The 20,681-nt window shown below is 68.3% G+C and carries 21 protein-coding genes; 16 read left to right on the top strand and 5 right to left on the bottom strand.

All coding sequences use genetic code 11. From position 1 onward, the window contains the following. Positions 1-26: 26 nt before the first annotated feature. Entirely contained in the window at positions 27-1,928 is a 1,902-nt protein-coding gene (locus JE033_RS04720) for an acyltransferase family protein (protein WP_200329804.1), read from the bottom strand. A gap of 97 nt (positions 1,929-2,025) precedes the next feature. On the opposite strand from JE033_RS04720, the gene JE033_RS04715 reads away from it, so the two are divergent. From JE033_RS04715 to glmM, 4 genes are all read left to right on the top strand, one after another. Continuing rightward, the gene (locus JE033_RS04715; RefSeq protein ID WP_200329802.1) at positions 2,026-2,919 is read left to right on the top strand and encodes a tRNA pseudouridine(38-40) synthase TruA; all 894 of its coding nucleotides are present in this window, start codon (positions 2,026-2,028) and stop codon (positions 2,917-2,919) included. Positions 2,920-3,071: 152 nt separating this feature from the next. After that, on the top strand, positions 3,072-3,518 hold the full coding sequence (gene rplM / locus JE033_RS04710; RefSeq protein ID WP_010156429.1) for a 50S ribosomal protein L13: 447 nt from the start codon (positions 3,072-3,074) through the stop codon (positions 3,516-3,518). A gap of 33 nt (positions 3,519-3,551) precedes the next feature. Further along, positions 3,552-4,031 carry a 30S ribosomal protein S9 gene (gene rpsI, locus JE033_RS04705; RefSeq protein WP_090147138.1) on the top strand — a complete coding sequence of 160 codons (480 nt, stop codon included), beginning with the start codon at positions 3,552-3,554 and terminating at the stop codon, positions 4,029-4,031. 17 nt (positions 4,032-4,048) lie between these two features. Then, positions 4,049-5,398 (top strand): phosphoglucosamine mutase, encoded by a 1,350-nt coding sequence (glmM, locus tag JE033_RS04700; protein ID WP_090147139.1) that lies wholly within the window; start codon positions 4,049-4,051, stop codon positions 5,396-5,398. A gap of 102 nt (positions 5,399-5,500) precedes the next feature. Here the strand turns inward: glmM and JE033_RS04695 are convergent, their stop codons facing one another. Both JE033_RS04695 and coaA read right to left on the bottom strand, forming a co-directional pair. Further along, positions 5,501-6,733, bottom strand: coding sequence for a hypothetical protein (locus JE033_RS04695; protein WP_090147141.1), 1,233 nt, complete (start codon positions 6,731-6,733; stop codon positions 5,501-5,503). 59 nt (positions 6,734-6,792) lie between these two features. Further along, positions 6,793-7,785, bottom strand: a complete 993-nt coding sequence (gene coaA, locus JE033_RS04690; RefSeq protein ID WP_200329800.1) for a type I pantothenate kinase — start codon at positions 7,783-7,785, stop codon at positions 6,793-6,795. A gap of 32 nt (positions 7,786-7,817) precedes the next feature. On the opposite strand from coaA, the gene glmS reads away from it, so the two are divergent. The 7 genes from glmS to JE033_RS04655 all read left to right on the top strand — a co-directional run bounded on the left by glmS (position 7,818) and on the right by JE033_RS04655 (position 13,532). Beyond that, positions 7,818-9,668: a glutamine--fructose-6-phosphate transaminase (isomerizing) gene (glmS, locus tag JE033_RS04685; protein ID WP_090147143.1), complete on the top strand. Its 1,851-nt coding sequence runs from the start codon at positions 7,818-7,820 to the stop codon at positions 9,666-9,668. Positions 9,669-9,735: 67 nt separating this feature from the next. Next, positions 9,736-10,107, top strand: a complete 372-nt coding sequence (locus JE033_RS04680) for a holo-ACP synthase (RefSeq protein WP_200329798.1) — start codon at positions 9,736-9,738, stop codon at positions 10,105-10,107. After that, a complete protein-coding gene (gene tsaE, locus JE033_RS04675; RefSeq protein ID WP_336661360.1) occupies positions 10,104-10,655 on the top strand; it encodes a tRNA (adenosine(37)-N6)-threonylcarbamoyltransferase complex ATPase subunit type 1 TsaE in 552 nt (183 codons plus the stop codon). The genes JE033_RS04680 and tsaE overlap by 4 nt, the downstream gene beginning before the upstream one ends. Further along, entirely contained in the window at positions 10,652-11,296 is a 645-nt protein-coding gene (tsaB, locus tag JE033_RS04670; protein WP_200329796.1) for a tRNA (adenosine(37)-N6)-threonylcarbamoyltransferase complex dimerization subunit type 1 TsaB, read from the top strand. Before tsaE ends, tsaB begins: the two co-directional genes overlap by 4 nt. Beyond that, on the top strand, positions 11,293-11,811 hold the full coding sequence (gene rimI / locus JE033_RS04665; RefSeq protein WP_200329794.1) for a ribosomal protein S18-alanine N-acetyltransferase: 519 nt from the start codon (positions 11,293-11,295) through the stop codon (positions 11,809-11,811). The genes tsaB and rimI overlap by 4 nt, the downstream gene beginning before the upstream one ends. Continuing rightward, positions 11,808-12,890, top strand: a complete 1,083-nt coding sequence (tsaD, locus tag JE033_RS04660) for a tRNA (adenosine(37)-N6)-threonylcarbamoyltransferase complex transferase subunit TsaD (protein WP_200329792.1) — start codon at positions 11,808-11,810, stop codon at positions 12,888-12,890. The genes rimI and tsaD overlap by 4 nt, the downstream gene beginning before the upstream one ends. Positions 12,891-13,016: 126 nt before the next feature. Then, positions 13,017-13,532 (top strand): DUF4190 domain-containing protein, encoded by a 516-nt coding sequence (locus tag JE033_RS04655; protein WP_200329790.1) that lies wholly within the window; start codon positions 13,017-13,019, stop codon positions 13,530-13,532. Positions 13,533-13,610: 78 nt separating this feature from the next. On the opposite strand, the gene JE033_RS04650 is transcribed toward JE033_RS04655, so the two are convergent. Next, positions 13,611-14,849: an SAM-dependent methyltransferase gene (locus tag JE033_RS04650; protein WP_200331048.1), complete on the bottom strand. Its 1,239-nt coding sequence runs from the start codon at positions 14,847-14,849 to the stop codon at positions 13,611-13,613. A gap of 40 nt (positions 14,850-14,889) precedes the next feature. Continuing rightward, on the bottom strand, positions 14,890-15,369 hold the full coding sequence (locus JE033_RS04645; RefSeq protein ID WP_090147152.1) for a DUF4190 domain-containing protein: 480 nt from the start codon (positions 15,367-15,369) through the stop codon (positions 14,890-14,892). A 235-nt stretch (positions 15,370-15,604) separates the two neighbouring features. Between JE033_RS04645 and groES the strand changes: the two genes are divergently transcribed. The 5 genes from groES to JE033_RS04620 all read left to right on the top strand — a co-directional run bounded on the left by groES (position 15,605) and on the right by JE033_RS04620 (position 20,632). Then, positions 15,605-15,901, top strand: a complete 297-nt coding sequence (groES, locus tag JE033_RS04640) for a co-chaperone GroES (RefSeq protein WP_090147154.1) — start codon at positions 15,605-15,607, stop codon at positions 15,899-15,901. Between the two features lie 90 nt (positions 15,902-15,991). After that, positions 15,992-16,915 (top strand): EamA family transporter RarD, encoded by a 924-nt coding sequence (gene rarD, locus JE033_RS04635; protein WP_090147157.1) that lies wholly within the window; start codon positions 15,992-15,994, stop codon positions 16,913-16,915. Positions 16,916-16,990: 75 nt separating this feature from the next. Beyond that, positions 16,991-18,493 (top strand): IMP dehydrogenase, encoded by a 1,503-nt coding sequence (gene guaB / locus JE033_RS04630; protein ID WP_090147159.1) that lies wholly within the window; start codon positions 16,991-16,993, stop codon positions 18,491-18,493. Positions 18,494-18,651: 158 nt separating this feature from the next. Next, entirely contained in the window at positions 18,652-19,773 is a 1,122-nt protein-coding gene (locus JE033_RS04625) for a GuaB3 family IMP dehydrogenase-related protein (RefSeq protein ID WP_090147161.1), read from the top strand. Between the two features lie 10 nt (positions 19,774-19,783). Continuing rightward, a complete protein-coding gene (locus tag JE033_RS04620) occupies positions 19,784-20,632 on the top strand; it encodes an SURF1 family cytochrome oxidase biogenesis protein (protein ID WP_370567901.1) in 849 nt (282 codons plus the stop codon). The last annotated feature ends 49 nt before the right edge of the window (positions 20,633-20,681 follow it).

Here is a 20,681-nt window from a genome sequence, read left to right as displayed (position 1 = left end):
GCCGTATCTCCCGCGACGGGGTTCGGTCAGCGGCGCGGCAACGCGTAGCCGATGCCCTCGCCGGGGCGCTGCAGCTCTTCGAGAGCGTTCTCCACGCAGTCGGCGTAGAGTTCGCCGCCGCTCGGGTTCGGGTGGATCCCGTCGCCCGCGAGCGCGGACGGCGGGGCGGCGGAGATCGTCCCCTCCCAATCGGCCACGACGACACCGCGATGGGTGTCGGCGTAGGCCGTGAGCGCGTCGTTGACGCCGGGAATCCACTCGCGATCCGCGTGCGCGTTGACGAGCACGATGAGCCGGTCGCCAGCCGACTGTCGCAGGCTGTCGAGTTCTTCGGGTCGCACGGGCCCGTTGGTCCCGAGGCCGACGAGGAGCACGGGGCGCAGGACGTCGGTACCCGCCTGCTCCGATGCGAGTGCGACGCCGGCTCCCATGCTGCGCGATACGGATGCGTCGATCGCTATGCCCGGAAAACGCTCCTCGAGCTCGGGGAGACTCGCCAGCATCACCGAGTCTCCGATGGCGCTCATGTCTGCACCGGCGGGAGCGATCGACTCGTCGGGCTTCGGCGAGCTCTCGCCCGCGGCGGCGGCACCTGAGCTCGCGTTCGGTCCGTCGTCGGCACCCGCTGCCTCAGACGCCTCCGACTGCGACGCATCGCGCGCGGCTGCGCCTCGTTCTACAGCATCTGCTGCTGAGGTCTGCGCGGGCGCCGTGGCGACGGCGAACACCGTGGCCGGCACGGTGAGGACCAGCACAGCAGCCACCACGGCCGGAACAATCCTTCGGCCTCGGACCGCTCGGTCGGGCCGCGCCAGGAGCATGAGTGAACGCCTGAGGCCGAACCGTCTCACGGGCTCCTCGATGTATCGGAACGAGAGCGCCGCCGTGATGAGCGTCAGCGCCAACGTCACGACGCCAACGATCCACGGCGATCCCGTTCCGAGGCGCGCTGCGACGAGCAGCAGCAACGGCCAGTGCCAGAGGTAGATGCCGTACGAGCGCTCTCCGATCCACCGCAAAGGCCGTGCGTCGAGCGCTGCACCGATCCATGCGCCCGGCCTCGTCACCGCCCACACGGTCAGGAGTGCGGCGAGGGAAGCCAGCTGGAAGCCCCAGGCGAAGCTCTGCTCGCCGCCCTCCTGCAGGGTCACCGCGAGCCAGCCCAGTACGCCGAGCCCGGCCAGGGCGATACCGGTCAACGCGAGCTGGGCGAACCGGCCAGGTCCCCGGTGCGGCAGCTCGGACGACCTTCCTGTCGTGAGGAGCGCGAGGGCCGCGCCGAACGCGAGCCCGAACGAGTGCGTATCGGAACCGAAGTACACCCGGGTCGGCTCAGCACCGCCAGCGGAGAGCGCGATCATGAGGAACGCGGAGGCCGTGCCGAGCGCGACGAGGGGGAGCGCGCGCAGCACGCGGCCCCGGATCCTGACGATGACGAGCAGCAGGAGCGGGAGAACGATGTAGTACTGCTCCTCGATCGCCAAGGACCAGGTGTTGCGGAAGAGCTCGGGAGCGTCTCGCGCGAAGTAGTCGGCGCCGGCCGCGATCGAGGTCCAGTTGCCGACGAAGAATGCGGCGCCCGCGATCTGACGTCCGATTCCGACGAGGAGGTCGCGGTCGACGAGCACCGCGACGGCTGTCGAGACCGCGAGCACCAGCCCGAGCGCTGGGAGCAGACGTCGAGCGCGACGTCGCCAGAAGTGACCGAGCCGGATTCGCCCCGTGCTCGCATGCTCTCGCAGCAGCAGCGTGGTGATCAGAAAGCCGCTGATGACGAAGAAGATGTCGACGCCCAGAAACCCGCCGGGCAGTGGGCCGGGGAAGAGGTGGTAGCAGAGCACGAGGCCGACCGCGATGGCGCGGAGACCGTCGAGCCCCCCGAGCCGGTCGGCGCGGGGGAGTGCACGTGTCGGAGGAGTCTGAGTCATAGTGTCGAGTGCGGCGCGGTCCCGGCCGGGGCGCCTCGGGCATCCAGTGTACGTTGCGCCCTGACCGGCACGCTGAGGCATCTGGCAGGATCGATGCATGCACCACTCTGCTTCGGTACGCCTGCGGCTCGATCTCTCGTACGACGGCACCGATTTCTCGGGTTGGGCCGCACAGCCGGGCCTGCGCACCGTGCAGGGGAGCCTGGAAGGCGCCCTCGCAATGCTGCTGCGGGTCGACGACCCCGCCTCCGTGCGCCTCACCGTCGGTGGGCGCACCGATGCAGGAGTGCACGCGCGTGGTCAAGTGGCGCATCTGGACGTCACCCCTGCGCAACTCGAGAAATGGACCGCGCGGCGCCGACCTGAGGAACCCGCCTGGGAAGCCCCCGAGCTCGCCCGCCTTCGCGCGCGGAAGCTGACCGGGATCGTCAGCCGTGGAGCCCCGGACGTCGTCGTGCACTCGGCGCACGTCGTCCCCGCGGCCTTCGATGCCCGCTTCTCCGCGCTCAGGCGCAGGTACGAGTATCGACTCATCGGGGCTGGAATGCGGAAGGATCCTCTGGTCGCGCGGTACACGGCCGAGGTTCCACGCCCCCTCGACTTCGACGCCGTGCAACGCGCGTCAGACGAGCTGCTCGGTCTCAACGACTTCACCACGTTCTGCAAAGCCCGCGAGGGGGCGACGGCCGTGCGCGACCTCCTGCGCTTCGAGTGGAGGCGCGCGGAAGACGGCGCGTACGCCGCTCGGATCGAGGCCGACGCATTCTGCCACTCGATGGTGCGTGCGCTCATCGGAGCGGTCGTCGCGGTCGGAAGCGGACGCATCGATCACGAGGAGCTCGTCGCGCTCCGCGATGCGCGCGCGCGGACGAGCCGCTTCACGGTGATGCCGGCACACGGGCTCTCGCTCGAGGAGATCGCGTATCCGCCGAACGATGCCCTCGAGGCGCGCGCCGCGGCGACACGAGCGCGCCGCAGCGCGATCGACTGAGCGGGCCCCGGCGTCCGTTCTGTGCTAGTGTTGATCTTTGGTGCGAAAGCACCCGATTTGTTGAGCCCTCCAGCCGCGCGCGCACCCCTCGGGGACCACGCACCGGAGTGGGATTCACGAACTCCTCCAATTCGACAGAAAGCAGCACACAAGTGACTCGCACGTATTCACCGAAGGCCGCCGAGCAGAAGCACGATTGGGTCGTCATCGACGCAGCCGACGTGGTGCTCGGTCGCCTCGCATCGCACGCAGCGGCTCTGCTCCGCGGCAAGCACAAGACCACCTTCGCGCCCCACATGGACATGGGCGACTACGTGGTCATCATCAATGCCGACAAGGTCGTGCTGACCGGGAACAAGGCGAAGAACAAGCGCGCCTACCGTCACTCGGGCTACCCGGGCGGTCTCCGTTCGGTCAGCTACACCGAGCTGCTCGAGAAGAACCCGGAGCGCGCGGTCGAGAAGGCCATCCGCGGCATGCTTCCGAAGAACTCGCTCGGCGCCGATCTGTTCCGCAAGCTGAAGGTGTACGCAGGTGCTGAGCACCCGCACGCTGCTCAGCAGCCCACCCCCTACACCTTCGGCCAGGTCGCGCAGTAATCGCGCCCCGAGACCTCAGAGAGAGAATTCACAGTGACTGAAGAGCAGACCGTGGCCACCGAGAGCTACACCACCGAGACGCCGGCCGGCCAGGCCGCCGTCGCGTCGCCCCGTCCCGCGCTCACCGTTCCCGGTGCAGCAGTGGGCCGCCGCAAGCAGGCCATCGCCCGCGTGCGCCTCATCCCCGGTTCGGGCACCTTCACGGTGAACGGACGCGAGTTCGCGGAGTACTTCCCGAACAAGCTGCACCAGCAGCTCATCACCGATCCGTTCACCGCTCTCGAGCTGAACGGCTCGTACGACATCATCGCTCGCATCGGCGGCGGCGGCCCCTCGGGCCAGGCTGGCGCGCTGCGTCTCGCGATCGCTCGTGCGCTGAATGAGATCGACGAAGAGCACAACCGCGCGACCCTGAAGAAGGCCGGCTTCCTGAGCCGCGATGCGCGCATCAAGGAGCGCAAGAAGGCCGGTCTCAAGAAGGCCCGCAAGGCGCCGCAGTACTCGAAGCGCTAAATCGAGGCTTCCAACACATGGGACGCCTATTTGGCACCGATGGGGTTCGAGGGCTGGCTGGCGTCGATGTGACTGCCGAGCTGGCCCTCAGCCTCGCTCGCGCTGCGGCTCTCGTTCTCGGGCGTTCTGCCCGGGGCGAGAGCCGTCGTGCTGTGGCCGTCGTTGCGCGCGATCCGCGCGTCTCCGGCGAGTTCATCTCCGCGGCAGTCTCTGCCGGTCTCGCTTCTGCGGGCGTCGACGTGCTCGACGCCGGCGTGATCCCGACTCCGGCGGCGGCCTATCTCGTGGCAGACACCGGCGCCGATTTCGGCGTCATGGTCTCGGCCTCGCACAATCCGGCAGCGGACAACGGGATCAAGTTCTTCGCCGAGGGCGGTCGCAAGCTCGCGGATGACGTCGAGGACGAGATCGAATCCGCGATGGACGGTCCGGTCGTGGCCGTCACCGGCCGGGAGGTCGGACGCATCCGCCGTTTCGCGGATGCGGAGGATCGGTACCTCGTGCATCTGCTCGGGACGCTCGAGGGTACGCGCCTCGACGGAGTTCACGTCGTGCTCGACTGCGCGCACGGCGCAGCGGCCGGCATCTCGCCCGACGTGTTCACCGATGCTGGGGCGCGCGTCACCGTCATCGGCAACGACCCCGATGGTTTCAACATCAACGACGGCGTGGGATCCACGCATCTCCAGCCGCTGGCCGCCGCGGTCATCGAGCACGGCGCCGATCTGGGGATCGCGCACGACGGCGATGCCGATCGCTGCCTGGCCGTGGACGCTGCCGGCGAGGTCGTCGACGGCGACATGATCATGGCGATCCTCGCACTGTCGATGGCGCGCCGCGGAAAGCTCGTCCGCAACACGCTCGTCGCCACAGTGATGTCGAACCTCGGCCTGAAGCTCGCGATGGCAGACAACGGCATCGACGTGGTCGAGACGGGCGTCGGCGACCGGTACGTGCTCGAGGCGATTAACGCCGAGGGGTATTCCCTCGGCGGGGAGCAGTCGGGTCACGTGATCATGAGCGATCACGCGACGACGGGCGACGGGATCCTGACCGGTCTTCACATCGCCGCAGAGGTCGTGCGCACCGGGAAGTCGCTTGCGGAGCTCGCCACCTGCATGACGGTGTACCCGCAGGTGCTCGTGAACGTTCGCGGAGTCGATCGCACCGGTGTGCACGGCGATGAGGTGCTGCAGCAGGCGGTGCGTCAGGCCGAGATCGCGCTCGCGGGCAACGGACGAGTGCTCCTTCGCCCCTCCGGCACCGAGCCGGTCGTCCGCGTGATGGTGGAAGCCGAGCATGCGGAGGATGCACAGCGACTCGCCGATGATCTCGCGGGCATCGTGCTCGAACGTCTCGCCGTCTGAAGCTTCGCACAACGCCGGCGCTCGACCCCTCCGGGGGTCGGGGCGCCGGCGTTTCTGCTGAGCGGGCCTCGGCGCTCCCGCGCAGCGCCGGTCGGAGCCGCGTCAGTACCAGTGCGGATCTCGCGCCTGCCAAGCGCCCCAGGCCGCGCACGGGCTCCCGTATGCCGCCTGGATGTAGGCGAGACCCCAGTCCACTTGCGTGTTGCCGTTCGTCCGCCAGTCGGGGCCAGCAGTGGCCATCTTCTCGGCAGGCAGAGACTGGGGGATGCCGTATGCGCCGCTGTAGGGGTTGAGCGCATCGGCGCGCCAGCCAGATTCCCCGTTCCAGAGCGGGACGAGGCAGGAGAACTGGTCGTCACCCCAACCGTAGGCGCCGAGCGACGAACGAGCGTGGGCCTGGGCGCCGGCCGGGTCGACGCCGACACCGCCGGCCGGATCGCCGCCGCCCGTGCCGGGATCGGTGCCCCCGGGTGACTCCGACCCGCCCGCAGGAGGCTCCGCCGGGGGATTCGCAGTGCGGTCGCGCTCTTCCTGCTGCCGCGCCGCCTCCTCGCGCTGCCGCTCCTGCTCTGCGGCCTGCTCGGCCACCTGCAGGCCGATCTGATACTGACGCTCCGCTTCAGCCGTCGTACCGCGCAGGGCGGCCAACTGGGCGTACATCGTCTCGCTCCGCTCACCCGCGCGTGCGACTGCGGCGTCCGAATCCTGCTGCGCCCGGTCCGCCGATGCAGCGGCAGCCTCGGCCTCGTCGGCCAGACGCTCCCGCTCGCGTTTCGCGTCCGCAGCCTGGTCGTGGAGGGATGCCGCCGAATTGACCTCCGTCTTCGCACGTTCCGCGATGCCGTTCCAGGTGCCTGATACCTGAGACGACATGCTGAACTTCGCCATGAACTCCTCGGGATCGGACGCGGTCGCGAGTGCGCTCGCACTCGCGAGCCCCGTGCCGTTGGTGTACATCCAGGAGACCATGCGGCCGACCGCCTCATCATTGTCACCGAACGACTGCTCGGCCTGCTCGATGCGCGATTGCAATGCCGCTTCACGGGCGACCGCTGCGTCGACCGCCTCGCGCGCCTCTCTCGCGCGGCCATGGGCACTCGCTGCAGCCGACGTCGCGGCCGTCGCTTCATCGCTGGACTGCTGCAGTGCACGCTGCAGACGCGCGTACTCGGCTTCGGCGGCGGCTTCGGAGTCCTGGGCCGCCCGCACCTCCGACCACGTGGGGTAGTCGCTCGCGCTGCCGTCGACGGCGATCGCCGGTATCGTTCCCGCGAGCACGAGCGAAGCGGCGAGCCCCGCGATCAGGGTGCCACGAATGGAACGATGATGACGCATAGCCTCCAGCGTAAACGATGCCGGGGCGCCGGAGCCTGCCGAGCCGCGAGGGGCTCCACCTACAATTTGCGCAGCAGCACCTTCTGCACGCGATGATCGGACTCCTTGCGGAGCACGAGACTCGCCCGCGCCCGCGTCGGCCTGATGTTCTCGACGAGGTTGGGCTCATTGATGTTGTTCCAGAACTCGTCGGCGATCGCGAGCGCCGCATCGTCATCGATGGTGGCGAAGCGCCGGAAGTGCGAGCTGGGGTCGGCGAAGGCGCTCTCCCGCAGTTTCAGGAACCGCTGCCGGTACCAGCGCTGAATATCGGAGGATCTGGCGTCCACGTACACGGAGAAGTCGAAGAGATCGCTGACGGCGAGCGGATGAGCCATCGATGCGGGCTGCAGCACGTTCAGTCCCTCGACGATCAGGATGTCGGGCCGGCGGACGACGGTGTACTCGCCGGGAACGATGTCGTAGACGATGTGGCTGTAGTGGGGCGCCCTGACCTCATCGACGCCGGCTTTCACCTGCGACACGAAGCGGAGCAGACTGCGCCGGTCGTAGGACTCCGGAAAACCCTTGCGGTGGGCGATGCCGCGTCGTTCGAGTTCTGCCGCGGGGTAGAGAAAGCCGTCGGTGGTGATGAGCTCCACCTGCGGCGTCTCAGGCCAGCGCGCCAGCAGATCCCGAAGGATCCTCGCCACAGTGGACTTGCCGACGGCGACCGACCCCGCGATGCCGATGACGAACGGGCTCTGGCGCTCCCCGCCGCGCTGCAAGAACCCCCGGGTGCGCTGATGCATCTCGCGCGCGGCGATCGCGTACTGGTTGATCAACCGGCTCAGCGGGCGGTACACCTGAGACACCTCCGCCATGTCGAGCGGTTCTCCGAGGCCGCGGAACGCTGCGATCTCGCCCTCGCTGAGCGGCATCGGAGTCTCCCCGGCCAACCGGGCCCACTCGTCGCGGCCGATCTCCGTGAACGGAGAAGTGAACTCGGGGCGGATGAGCGGGTGCGTGTCGGTCGTGACGGTTGCACCGGGAGGGGAGATGTTCTGGGTCATCGTGCATCAATGGTGCCACTAAACTAGGCCGCATGTGTGGAATCGTTGGATATGTCGGCCCGAACGACACGGTCGAGGTACTGCTGAACGGGCTTCGACGTCTGGAATACCGGGGCTATGACTCCGCCGGCGTGGCCGTCGTCGATACGAACGGATCGCTCTCCGTGCGGAAGCGCTCGGGCAAGCTCGCGCGCCTCGAGGACCTCCTCGAGGCGAGTCCCCTCGACGCCTCGGGCACCGGCATCGGCCACACTCGCTGGGCGACCCACGGCGGACCCACCGATGTGAATGCTCACCCGCATCTGGGCGACGAGGGGAAGCTCGCGGTGATCCACAACGGCATCGTCGAGAACTTCGCGCAGCTGCGCAGCGAAGTGGAGTCGGCGGGCGTTGAGCTGCTGAGCGAGACGGACACCGAGGTCGTGGCGGCGCTGCTCGGCCTCGAGGTCGCACGTCAGGGCGATCTGGAAACGGCTTTCCGCGCCGTGGTCGCACGCCTGCACGGCACGTTCACGCTGCTCGCGATGCACCGCGACGAGCCGGGCAAGGTCCTCGCGGCTCGCCATCACTCACCGCTCGTGATCGGCCTCGGCGATGGCGAGAACTTCCTCGGATCGGACGTCGCCGCCTTCGTGTCGTTCACCAAGCGCGCCGTCGCAGTCGAAGAAGACAGCATCGCGATCATCACGCCCGCCGAGGTGCGCGTGACCGACTTCTCCGGCAACACGGTCGAGTTCGAGGAGTTCGAGGTCGAGTGGGATGCTGACGCGTCCGACAAGGGCGGTTGGTCGTCGTTCATGGCCAAGGAGATCAACGAGCAGGCGGACGCCGTCGGCAACACGCTCCGGGGCCGCATCTCGAGCGCGGGGGTCGAGATTCCCGAGCTGACAGCGCTCGGCGACGACCGCCTGCGCGAGATCGACCGCATCATCATCATCGCCTGCGGCACCGCGTCGTACGCGGGGCACGTCGGTTCCTACGCCATCGAGCAGTGGGCGCGCGTTCCCGTCGAGGTGCAGCTCAGCCACGAGTTCCGGTACCGCGACCCGGTGCTCTCTGACCGCACGCTGGTCATCTCGGTCAGTCAGTCGGGCGAGACCATGGACACCCTGATGGCGGTCAAGTACGCCATCGAGCGCGGGGTCACGACGATCTCGGTCTGCAACACGCAGAGCGCGACCATTCCGCGCGAGTCGGACGCTGCGGTGTACACCCACGCCGGCCCCGAGGTCGCGGTCGCTTCGACCAAGGCGTTCGTCGCCCAGATCACTGCGATCTACCTCATCGGATTGCATCTCGCGCGTGTTCGCGGAACGTTCTCCGCTGAGGAGCAGACGCGAGCCGTCGAGCAGTTCGAGGCGCTGCCGGCGAAGGTGGCGGAGGCGATCGAGACACGCGACCAGATCGCACAGCTCGCGCACTGGATGGCGGACACGCGGTCCGTGCTCTTCCTCGGCCGTCACGTCGGGTATCCGATCGCACTCGAAGGCGCCTTGAAGCTCAAGGAGATCGCCTACATCCACGCGGAGGGCTTCGCCGCCGGGGAGCTCAAGCACGGCCCGATCGCGTTGATCGATCATGGTCAGCCGGTGTTCGTGCTGGTTCCCAGCCCGCGGACGTCGCCGATCATGCACTCGAAGGTCGTCTCGAACATCCAGGAGATCCGCGCCCGTGGCGCACGGGTCATCGCCGTGGTCGAGAAGGGCGATACCGCAGTGCTGCCCTACGCGGACGACGTCGTGCGGTTGCCGCTGGCCGACACCCTCTTCGAGCCGCTCCTGCAGGTCATTCCGCTGCAGTGGTTCGCTCTCGAGCTCTCGACCGCGAAGGGGCTCGACGTCGACCAGCCGCGCAACCTCGCCAAGTCGGTCACGGTCGAGTAGACGATCGGACGAGCAGGGCGAAGCAGGGGGCGCCGGGGCCGGAGAGCTTCGACGTGTGAGGAGCGTGATGATACTCGGAATCGGCGTCGACACCGTCGAAATCGCTCGGTTCGAGCGCACCATCGAACGTACGCCGCGGCTGCGTGCGCGCCTCTTCACCGGGGCTGAGCGCGACCGACCCGTGCGCTCGCTCGCGGCACGGTTCGCCGCGAAGGAGGCGCTCATCAAGGCGCTGGGCGGCTCCGATGGTCTGGGGTGGCACGACATGGAGATCGAGCGCGCGGACGACCGCGCGCCTGCATTCGTGCGAACGGGACCGCTGCTCGCCGTGCTCGAACGCAGGCGCGCCGCACTGCCGCACGTGTCGATGACGCACGACGGGGGATTCGCGACGGCGTTCGTCGTCGTCGAAGGGCGGACGGCGGGAGCGACGCGGTGACGGTTGAGAAGAGCGTCGAGGAACTGCATCACGTCTCCGATCCCGATGCCATGGGAGCGCTCGGCGCGCGACTCGGACGGGTGCTGCGCGCAGGCGATCTCGTGATCCTCACCGGCCCGCTCGGCGCGGGGAAGACGACGTTGACCCGTGGAATCGGCGAAGGGCTCGGAGTACGCGGTCCCGTGCAGAGCCCGACCTTCGTGCTCGCGAGAACGCACCCCTCGCTCGTCGGGGGTGCGCCGCTCGTGCACGTCGATGCGTATCGACTCGACGGTCCCGATGAGCTCGACGACCTCGACCTCGACTTCGAAGGATCCGTTGTGGTCGCGGAGTGGGGCGCCGGCATCGTCGACACCAGAACGGACTGGATCGAGATCGTGATCGAGCGCCCGGTCGGGGCCGACGATCCGGATCCCGTGTTCGAAGGCAACGCCCCGAACGCGGGGGCGCATGCTGAGATGGAAGACTGGTCGCAGACGCTGATCGAACCGCGTCGGATCACCGTCAGCGGGTACGGTCCGCGCTGGGCCGGAGGAGTGCTGGGATGAACGTGAACGCGCCGGAGCTCGGGGAGCACGTGCTGCTCGCGATCGATACGGCCATCGGTACGACCGTCGCACTCGGAGCGAGCGGTCGCATCCGCGTGGCGGTGAGCGATGACCCCAGGGGGCACGCCGAGGCCATCGGCCGACTGCTCGACGAGGTGTTCCGCGCGACCGGCACGCATCCTGCCCGGGTGACGGGAGTCGTCGCGGGAATCGGGCCGGGCCCGTTCACGGGACTCAGGGTGGGCATCGCGGCCGCCCACGCATTCGCGCTGGGGCGAGGCGTCCCGCTGCTCCCCGTGCAGGGCCACGCCGCAGTCGCGCTCGACGCGTTCGAACAGGGCGCTGCCGAGCACCTGCGCGTGGTGCAGGACGCGCGCAGGCGAGAGCTCTTCGTGACGGAGTTCTCCGCGCTCGACGAGGCCGGACTGCCCGTCGCCACCGCAGGTCCGTCTCTGCTGACCCGTGCCGAATACGTCGAGCGTCCGGGCGACATCTGGCCCGAGCGCATTCCAGCAGCCTCGCTCGTGCGGGTGGCGGCCCGCCGCCTCGCGTCGAACCGTCCGTTCGACGACGACCGTGCGCTCTACCTCCGGGCCCCCGATGTCGCGCAACCGTCTGCGCCGAAGCGGGTCTCGACATGAGCGCCCTCGGTACGAGCCCGGCGGACGCCGGCCCGGTGCTGCGCAGCGCGACTCTGGACGACCTCGACGCCGTCTGGTCGCTCGAGACATCCGTGTTCGGCGCCGAAGCCTGGAGCCGCTCGATGATGCGCGAAGAGCTCGTCGGCGACCACCGCGACTACCGTGTGCTCGTCGACGCGCGCGGTCGGGTGCTGGGGTACGCCGGCATGCTGGCGCTCGGAGCGGAAGCGGATATTCAGACCATTGCCGTGCATCCGGACGTGCGCGGGACCGGGCAGGGCCGTCGTCTCATCGATGCGCTGCTCGACGGGGCCGAAGCGCGCGGGGTGAACGAGGTGTTTCTGGAGGTGCGCGCCGACAACCCGGTGGCGCAGAAGCTCTACGAGAGCCTCGGATTCGAAGGGATCGGCACGCGACCGCGGTACTACCAACCCGAAGGCGTCGATGCCATTGTGATGCGGCTCGCGATGGGCGGGCGCACACGGAGCGGACGGGCGATGGAGGATCAGGCATGACGAGCACGGACCCGCTCGTTCTCGGCATCGAGACGAGTTGCGATGAGACCGGTGTGGGCATCGTGCGCGGGCGCACGCTGCTCGCCAATGCGATCGCCTCGTCCATGGACGAGCACGCGAGATACGGCGGCGTCGTTCCGGAGGTCGCTGCGCGAGCGCACCTCGAAGCGATGACCCCGACGATCGAGCGCGCCCTGACGGATGCCGGCGTTGCGCTCGAAGAGCTCGACGCCATCGCGGTCACCTCGGGCCCGGGGCTCGCGGGCGCCCTGATGGTGGGAGTCTCAGCTGCGAAAGCTCTGGCGGTGGCGCTCGACAAGCCGCTGTACGCGGTGAACCACCTGGTCGGCCACGTCGGCGCCGACCTGCTGCACGGCGACGGACTGCGCGGAGCCGTGGGCGCCGTCGGCGAGCTCGAGCTTCCGACGATCGCCCTGCTCGTCTCCGGGGGCCACACCTCGCTGCTGCTCGTGCGCGATCTCGTGTCCGACGTCGAGATGCTCGGCGAGACGATCGACGATGCCGCAGGTGAGGCGTTCGACAAGGTCGCACGCCTGCTCGGTCTGCCGTACCCGGGAGGCCCCGAGATCGACCGGGTCGCTGCGACGGGTGATCCCCACGCGATTCGCTTCCCGCGCGGCCTCACGCTGCCGAAGGATCTGGAGCGTCACCGCTACGATTTCTCGTTCTCGGGACTGAAGACATCGGTCGCGCGATGGGTCGAGAAGCGCGTGGCGGCCGGGGAATCGGTGCCGGTGGCGGACGTGGCGGCCAGTTTCCGGGAGGCCGTCGCCGACGTGCTGCTGACGAAGGCGGTCGCGGCCTGCCGCGACCTCGGGGTGCCGCGCCTCTTGCTCGGCGGGGGTGTCGTCGCCAACGCGCGCGTCCGCGAGCTGGCGACGGAGCGAGCTGCGACGGCCGGGATCGAACTGCGCGTTCCGCCGTTGTCGCTCTGCACCGACAACGGCGCGATGATCGCCTCCCTCGGCGCTCAGCTCGTAGCCGGCGGGCATGAGCCGTCCGGGCTCTCCTTCGGAGCCGACTCGACGCTCCCGGTGCAGCAGGTGCAGGTGCTCTGACGGAGAAGCCGCCTGTCAAGGCCGCTTCAGGTCCGGGAGAAAACTCGCCATTCGCTGAAGCTGAACGTTATCTTTGAAGGAAGAATGGGGGAATGCGCCTCATCGACGTTTGATCGAAGGAGAATCATGTCCGACAATCTGCCAGGCAACGACCGCAATTCGAACCCGGTTCCGCCCCCGCCCGCGCCGTCCGGCACCCCGAACGCGCACACTCCGAACGCGCACACCGCGCCGAGCGCTCCGGCGTACGAACCCGCAGCGACGAACCCCGGCGCTCCGGCATACTCGGGCGGTCCTGCTCAGCCGAAGGGGCTCGCGCTGACCGCGCTCATCCTTGGAATCGCGAGTCTCATCTTCTGCTGGGTACCCGTAGCCGGTGCAGTGGGCGGCATCATCGCACTCGTGCTGGGAATCCTGGCACTGCGAAAGGCACAGCCGAAGGGTCTCGCACTCACCGGCGTTATCACCGGCGCCGTGGCCGCAGTCGTCGGCATCATCGTGACGATCCTCTTCTTTGTTGGACTTAGCCTGCTCGGCGGCACGATGGATGATGCTCAGGAGGCCATCGAAGCCTGCCAGTCGGGCGCGGAGACCGTCGAGATCGCAGGGCAGACGGTTTCCTGCTCGAGCATCGACTACTGATCGACGACAGATCACCGAAGCCGGAGCGGTGGGCCGGGGAGTTACGACTCTCGGGCCCACTCTCGTTCATCGTCGGCGTCAGCAGCGCTCCGCGAGGAGCGCGCAGTGCTTTCCGGTCTCATCACGCGTGAGCAGCAGGGTGGCGTGCTCCGCTCCGCGCAGGCGCAGTCGCGCGCGCAAGGCCGCGGGATCGACGTCGGCGCCGCGCTTCTTGATCTCGAGCGTGCCGATGCCCCGCGCGGCGAGCGCCCTTCGCAGAGCCTTCTCCTTGACGGGCAGCCGTTCGAGCAGGCGGAAGGTCTGCGCGAACGGCGTTGCGACCAGTTCGTCTCCGGTGAGATACGCGATGCCGGCGCTCATCATGCCAGCACCCAGATGCTCTGCAAGCGCACCGATGAGACGCGCGCGAATCACGGCCCCATCGGGCTCGTAGAGATACTCGCCCATCGAACGGACGTCGACATCGGGAGCATCGCCAGACGCCGTCATCTCGTGAATCTCGCCGCCCCGGTGCACCAGTGCCGCGCGAGCGATCCCTGGTCTCGCGAGCGCGCCGAACCAGAGCGCGGTCTCGACGACATGCCCGTCGACGGAGACCCACTGGGCCTCTGCCTCTCCTGGAATGAGGTCTCGATCGAGGCCCGGACCCAGTTTGACGCCCGTCGGCATCCGAGATCCGATGCCGAAGGCGAAATCGAGCGACGGCGAATAGTCGTCGGGGGAGGAGAGGCGACGGGTCTCGCGGTGTCCAGCGGTGCGCCGCGCGGGATCGAGGAACGCTCCGTCGATTCCCGAGAGGTCGACATCGACGGCGTCGGCCGTGCGCACGCGAGGGGCGCGGCTCCCGCGCCGGGCGGCGACGGTCGCGAGGTTGTGCTCGGCGAGTCGAGCGGTGAACCCATCCAGTTCCACAGCCTCGGGAGCGATGCCATGCTCGAGCATCGCGATCGATTCCGTGCCGATGCCGCAGCCGAGGTCGGCCACCCGTTCGCATCCGGCGTCGCTGAACCGGGCCGCATGTCCGCGCGACACCGAGATCCTGCTCGCCTGCTCCAGCCCAGCCGGAGTGAACAGCAGTTCGCTCGCGAGGGGACCGAACTTCGCACGCGCCCGTTCGCGCAACTGCGCCTGCGTGAGGAGGGCAGCTGCTTCCTCGGGCGCTCGCCCGAGCGTCCTCAGGCGGCGATTGACCGCGTCCGGTGCGGCGCCGCTCTCGAGTTCGAGGGTCGCCTCGGCGAGAGCGGCGAGACCCTGATCGGTGAGGAGGAACTCCCAACCGGGCGGGGGCTCGACGAATGGGGGCGGCCCCGGAGCCATGCTCCGAGGCCGCCCCGATGCGCTCGGCGCATCAGTCATGTCAGTACGAGGAGTAGGAATCGAAACCTGACAGCGAGCTTCCCAGAGCCGCGAAGATGGTGAAGAGGAAGCCGATGTACACGACGATGAAGAGTGCGAGCAGCACGAAGTAGGCGTAGCTGATGATGAGCCCGGTCAGCGCGATGCCGCGGCCCGAATCACCCGTGCGCTTGATCTGGCTGAGCCCCATGTGCCCGAAGACGATTCCGGCGACGGGGCTCAGGAATGCGAAGATGATCGAGAGGAACGCGAACGTGTTCGTCTTGTCGAGGGTGGTCCCCGTCGGGATGGGCGCCGTCGACCGCGATCCGTACCCCTGCGAGCCGTACGCCTGCGAGCTGTAGCTCTGCGGCGGCTGGTACGCGGGGGGCTGCGGAGCGCTCGTCTGGGGCGGGGTCTGGCCCTGCTGGCCCGGGGTCGCGTCCTGGTCCAGGTGCGGCAGGGGAGTGGTGGGCTGCTCGGGGTACTGAGGCGTGGACATTGCTCCTCCATCGGTTGGCGTCGAATCAAGCGGGTGCGAGCCGCGGACCCGCTGGCGATGCCAGTCCAGGGCGTGATTCCATTCTAGGCACGGCGCACTGTTCGCTGTCGGCGATTCCGTGCCGCGACGCTGGCACTCCCCTTGCACGAGTGCCAACGGGAGCCATAGACTCTGGGTAGACGCGCTCGCATGGGGCGGGCGCGGAAACACTTCAGACATTGGAAAGAGGTCAACCGTGTCGGTCGCCATCAAGCCGCTCGAGGATCGTATCGTTATCAAGCAGGTCGAGGCAGAGCAGACCACCGCTTCCGGTCTCGTGATCCCCGATAGCGCCAAGGAAAAGCCCCAGGAGGGCGAAGTTGTCGCGGTGGGTCCCGGTCGAGTCTCCGACTCGGGCACCCGTATCCCGCTCGACGTCGCCACCGGCGACATCGTGATCTACTCGAAGTTCGGCGGCACCGAGGTCAAGGTCGGTGGTGAGGACTACCTCGTCCTCTCCGCTCGCGACATCCTCGCCGTCGTCACCCGCTAACAGCGGCGCTTCCGCAGCGGCCCCGCCGATCCTCCGGGATCGGCGGGGCCGCTGTCGTACCCGGGGGTGCGTCGGGAGTAGACTGCTTCGATGCAGCGGACACGTGCGGGACTCGGATTCGGTCTCGGCGCATATCTCTGGTGGGGCGCGTTCCCCTTCTACTTCGGACTCATCGCGATGGTCGGCCCCCTCGAGGTCGTGCCCTGGCGGGTCGCGACCACGCTGATCTTCTGCGTACTGCTCGTCACCGTCACACGGCGGTGGCAGCGAGTCGCGGTGATCCTGCGCACTCCCAGACTGCTCGGATGGTTCGCGCTCTCCGCGCTCTTCCTGTATGCGAACTGGCAGATCTTCATCATCGGCGTCATGACCGGCCATGTGCTCGAGACGTCGCTCGGCTACTTCATCAATCCGCTGTTCACCATTCTCATCGGAGTCGTGTTCCGCAAGGAACGCCTCAGCCGCCTGCAGTGGATCGCGGTGATGATCGCGGGCGTCAGCGTGCTGATCGCAGCAATCGCGTACGGCTCCTTCCCTTGGATCGCCCTCGGCATCGCGCTCTCCTTCGGTCTCTACGGGGCCGTGCACAAGCACGCGGGCGAAACGGTGGACGGCATCACCGGGCTCACGATCGAGACCTTCGCCACGCTTCCGGTCGCCGCGGTGCAGCTCGGCCTGATCGCGGCGACCTCCGGGTTGACGGCCTTCACGTTCGGCACCGGCATCACCACGCTGGTGCTGTTCAGCGGCATCGTGACCGCCATCCCGCTGATCCTGTTCGGCGAAGCCACCCGACGATTGCCGCTCGCGCACATCGGATTCCTGCAGTTCCTGACGCCGATCCTCGGATTCTTCTACGGTGCATTCGTCTCGCAGGAGGAGATCACGACGGGACGCTGGATCGGCTTCATCGGCGTCTGGATCGCGCTCGTGATCCTGATCGTCGACATGGTGCTGCAACTCCGGCGTTCGCCGACGGCGCAGGTCAACACGGCCCCGATTCCCCTAGACTGAGAGACGGTACGGGCGCCGCATCCCGGTCGCCCGCGAATCTCTGAGAGCCCCACCCACTACACAGATAGAGGTTCCATGGAACAGCGTGACCCCTTCGCGTTCACCGGTCTGACCTACGACGATGTGCTGCTGCTGCCCGCGCACACCGACGTCATCCCCAGCGAGGCGGACACCTCGACCCAGCTCACCCGGCGCATCCGGCTCCAGATCCCGCTGATCTCGGCGGCGATGGACACGGTGACGGAGACCCGCATGGCGGTCGCCATGGCGCGCAACGGCGGTCTCGGCATCCTGCACCGCAATCTGTCGATCCAGGATCAGGCCGAGATGGTCGACCGGGTGAAGCGCAGCGAAGCCGGCATGATCACGAACCCCGTGACGACCTCCGTCGACGCTTCCGTGGCAGAAGTCGATGCGATCTGCGGTGAGTATCGCGTGTCCGGTCTGCCCGTCGTCGACTCGAACGATGTGCTGCTCGGCATCATCACGAACCGCGACATGCGATTCATCGATCCGAAGGACCGCTCCCAGGTGCGGGTCGAGGACGCGATGACGCGCATGCCGCTCATCACCGGGCCTCGCGGGATCTCCCGAGAAGACGCGGCGGCGATCTTCCGCAAGCACAAGATCGAGAAGCTCCCGCTCGTCGACGAAGAGGGCCGTCTCACTGGCCTCATCACGGTGAAGGACTTCGACAAGGAAGAGCAGTACCCGCTCGCGACCAAAGACGAAGCAGGTCGGCTGCGCGTCGGAGCCGCCGTCGGGTTCTTCGGCGACGCATGGAAGCGCGCGAGCGCCCTCGTCGAGGCCGGCGTCGATGTGCTCGTCGTCGACACCGCGAACGGCGACAGCAAGGGCGTGCTCGACATCATCGCGAAGATCAAGGCCGACCCGGCATTCGCCGGCGTCGACGTCATCGGCGGCAACGTCGCGACGTACGCGGGCGCCAAAGCCATCGTCGATGCCGGCGCAGACGCGGTGAAGGTCGGCGTCGGCCCAGGGTCGATCTGCACGACGCGCGTCATCGCGGGTGTCGGTGTGCCCCAGGTCACGGCAGTGTACGAAGCGGCGAAAGCCGCGACCCCTGCGGGTGTGCCCGTGATCGCCGATGGCGGTCTGCAGCACTCGGGCGACATCGCCAAGGCGCTCGTCGCCGGTGCGTCCTCGGTCATGATGGGCTCCCTGCTCGCCGGTACCGATGAGAGCCCCGGGGATCTGGTCTTCGTCGGCGGCAAGCAGTTCAAGAACTACCGCGGCATGGGATCGCTCGGCGCTCTCCAGACGCGCGGCGAGCGCACGTCGTACTCGAAGGACCGCTACTTCCAGGCGGACGTGCCGAGCGATGAGAAGCTCATTCCTGAAGGCATCGAAGGGCAGGTGCCCTACCGCGGACCGGTCGGAGCCGTCAGCCACCAGATGATCGGCGGCCTGCGTCAGTCGATGTTCTATGTCGGCGCCCGTTCGATCACCGACCTCAAGGAGCGCGGCAACTTCGTGCGCATCACTTCGGCGGGGCTGAAGGAGTCGCACCCGCACGACGTGCAGATGGTCGTCGAAGCGCCGAATTACAAGCGCTGAGACGTGCACGGCGAAGGGCCCGGGTCGGTTTCGATCCGGGCCCTTCTGCGTGTGCAGGGCACGTCCCGGCCGCAGAATGCACCTCGCCCGGCTCCGGCAGCAGGCAGACGCGGCCCGCGCGCTCGGCATGCTCAGCCGCCGCCAGATAGACTGGGCGGGTGAGTAACGAGATCGAGATCGGCCGCGGTAAGCGTGCACGGCGCGTGTACACCTTCGACGAGATCGGCATCGTGCCGACGCGGCGCACCCGCGACCCGGAGCTCGTCTCGACCGCGTGGTCGATCGACGCCTTCCAATTCGACATCCCGGTGCTCGGCGCTCCGATGGACTCCGTCATGTCTCCCGCCGCGGCCATCGCGCTCGGCGAGCTCGGCGGTCTCGGCGTCCTCAACCTCGAGGGTCTGTGGACGCGTCACGAGGATCCCGAGCCGCTCCTCGCGGAACTCGCGACCATCGACGACGAACTCGCGGCGGTGGCGCGGATGCGCGAGCTGTACGCGGCTCCGATCCAAGCAGAGCTCATCACCGCGCGGCTCGGCGAGATCCGCGACGCCGGGGTCACGGTCGCCGGTGCGCTGTCACCGCACCGCACGGCTCAGTTCACGGAGACCGTCGTGAACGCTGGCGTCGACCTCTTCGTGATCCGCGGGAACACCGTCTCGGCGGAGCACGTCTCGCAGGAGGGCCGCGAACCCCTCAACCTGAAGCAGTTCATCTACGAGCTCGACGTTCCCGTCATCGTGGGAGGGGCCGCGACGTACCAGTCGGCGCTGCACCTCATGCGCACGGGTGCGGCCGGCGTGCTCGTCGGCTTCGGCGGGGGAGCGTCGTCGACGACGCGCGCCACACTGGGCATTCGCGCACCGATGGCGAGCGCGATCGCCGATGTCGCCGGTGCGCGCTCCGACTACCTCGACGAGTCGGGCGGCCGCTACGTGCACGTCATCGCCGACGGCGGCCTCGGCACCTCCGGAGACCTGATCAAGGCGATCGCCTGCGGCGCCGATGCGGTGATGCTGGGGAGCACGCTCGCGAAGGCGTCTGACGCACCCGGTCGCGGATGGCACTGGGGTCAGGAGGCGCACCACGAGGACCTCCCGCGCGGCAAGCGGGTGCAGGTCGGTTCGGTCGCGCCGCTCGCCCAGATCGTGAACGGCCCGGCGAACGTGGCCGACGGCAGTGCGAACCTGATCGGCGCACTGCGCCGCGCGATGGCGACGACCGGGTATTCGGAGCTCAAGGAGTTCCAGCGCGTCGGCGTCGTCTACGCCGAGCGCTAAGCCCCGCACCGTGTCTTCGCGCAAGCTGGAATACCTGGGTGAGCCGACGCTCGCCCAGGTGATGCGTCGGCCGAGCTGGATCCTCGCCCTCCTGCTGGCGCTCGGCGTCGCCGTCGCGTTCGCAGCGCTCGCGCAGTGGCAGGCGGGCATCGCCGTCCAGTCGCAGCAGCAGGACCAGGTGGACACCGAGTCGGAGCGGCCGCTCGTGAGCGTGACCTCCTTCGAGCAGGGGGTCACCGACGCCGCAGCAGGCGTCGTCGTGCATCTCGACGGGACGTTCGTCGCTGACGACTTCTCCGTCGTGTCACCGCGCGAGAACGGCGGTGCGAGCGGGGCGTGGGTCGTCGGCAACCTGGTGACGGACGGGCCCGACGCGGAGCCGGGCGCGCACCTCGCCGTCGCCGTGGGGTGGGCTCCTTCCATTGCAGAGGCCGAGCGGGCCGCCGATGCGCTCGCCGACGGCGACCAGACGGCAGAGACCCTCGAACTCACGGGCAGGTACATGCCACCCGAAGCGCCCCGAGTGCCCGACGCGAACGAAGACCCGATGACGATGCACGCCATGGTGCCCGCCGCGCTCGCGAACCTCTGGGGCTCCGTGGACGGGCCTGTCTACTCTGGCTACCTGGTGCTGCACGACGATGCAGGATCAGCCGCCGTCCTCGACGACGCGGCGATCGAGGCGATCGATTCCGTCGCTCCGCTGCCGGCCGACGCCGTGAACTGGCTGAACGTGTTCTACGCGATCGAATGGCTCGTGTTCGGCGGCTTCGCCGTCTTCTTCTGGTATCGCCTCGCGAGAGACGCGTGGGAGAAGGAGCACGAGATGCTCCTTCTCGAAGCGGAAACCACCCCCTGATCCTCCCACGGCACCTCGGTCATCGGTGTCGTTCGCCCGCCGTAGAATG

The sequence above is a fragment of the Leucobacter sp. L43 genome, from assembly GCF_016597785.1.
In the GTDB taxonomy this organism is placed as follows: domain Bacteria; phylum Actinomycetota; class Actinomycetes; order Actinomycetales; family Microbacteriaceae; genus Leucobacter; species Leucobacter alluvii.
Note: the sequence above shows the minus strand (reverse complement) of the source record. Positions and strands in the feature narration are given on the sequence as shown.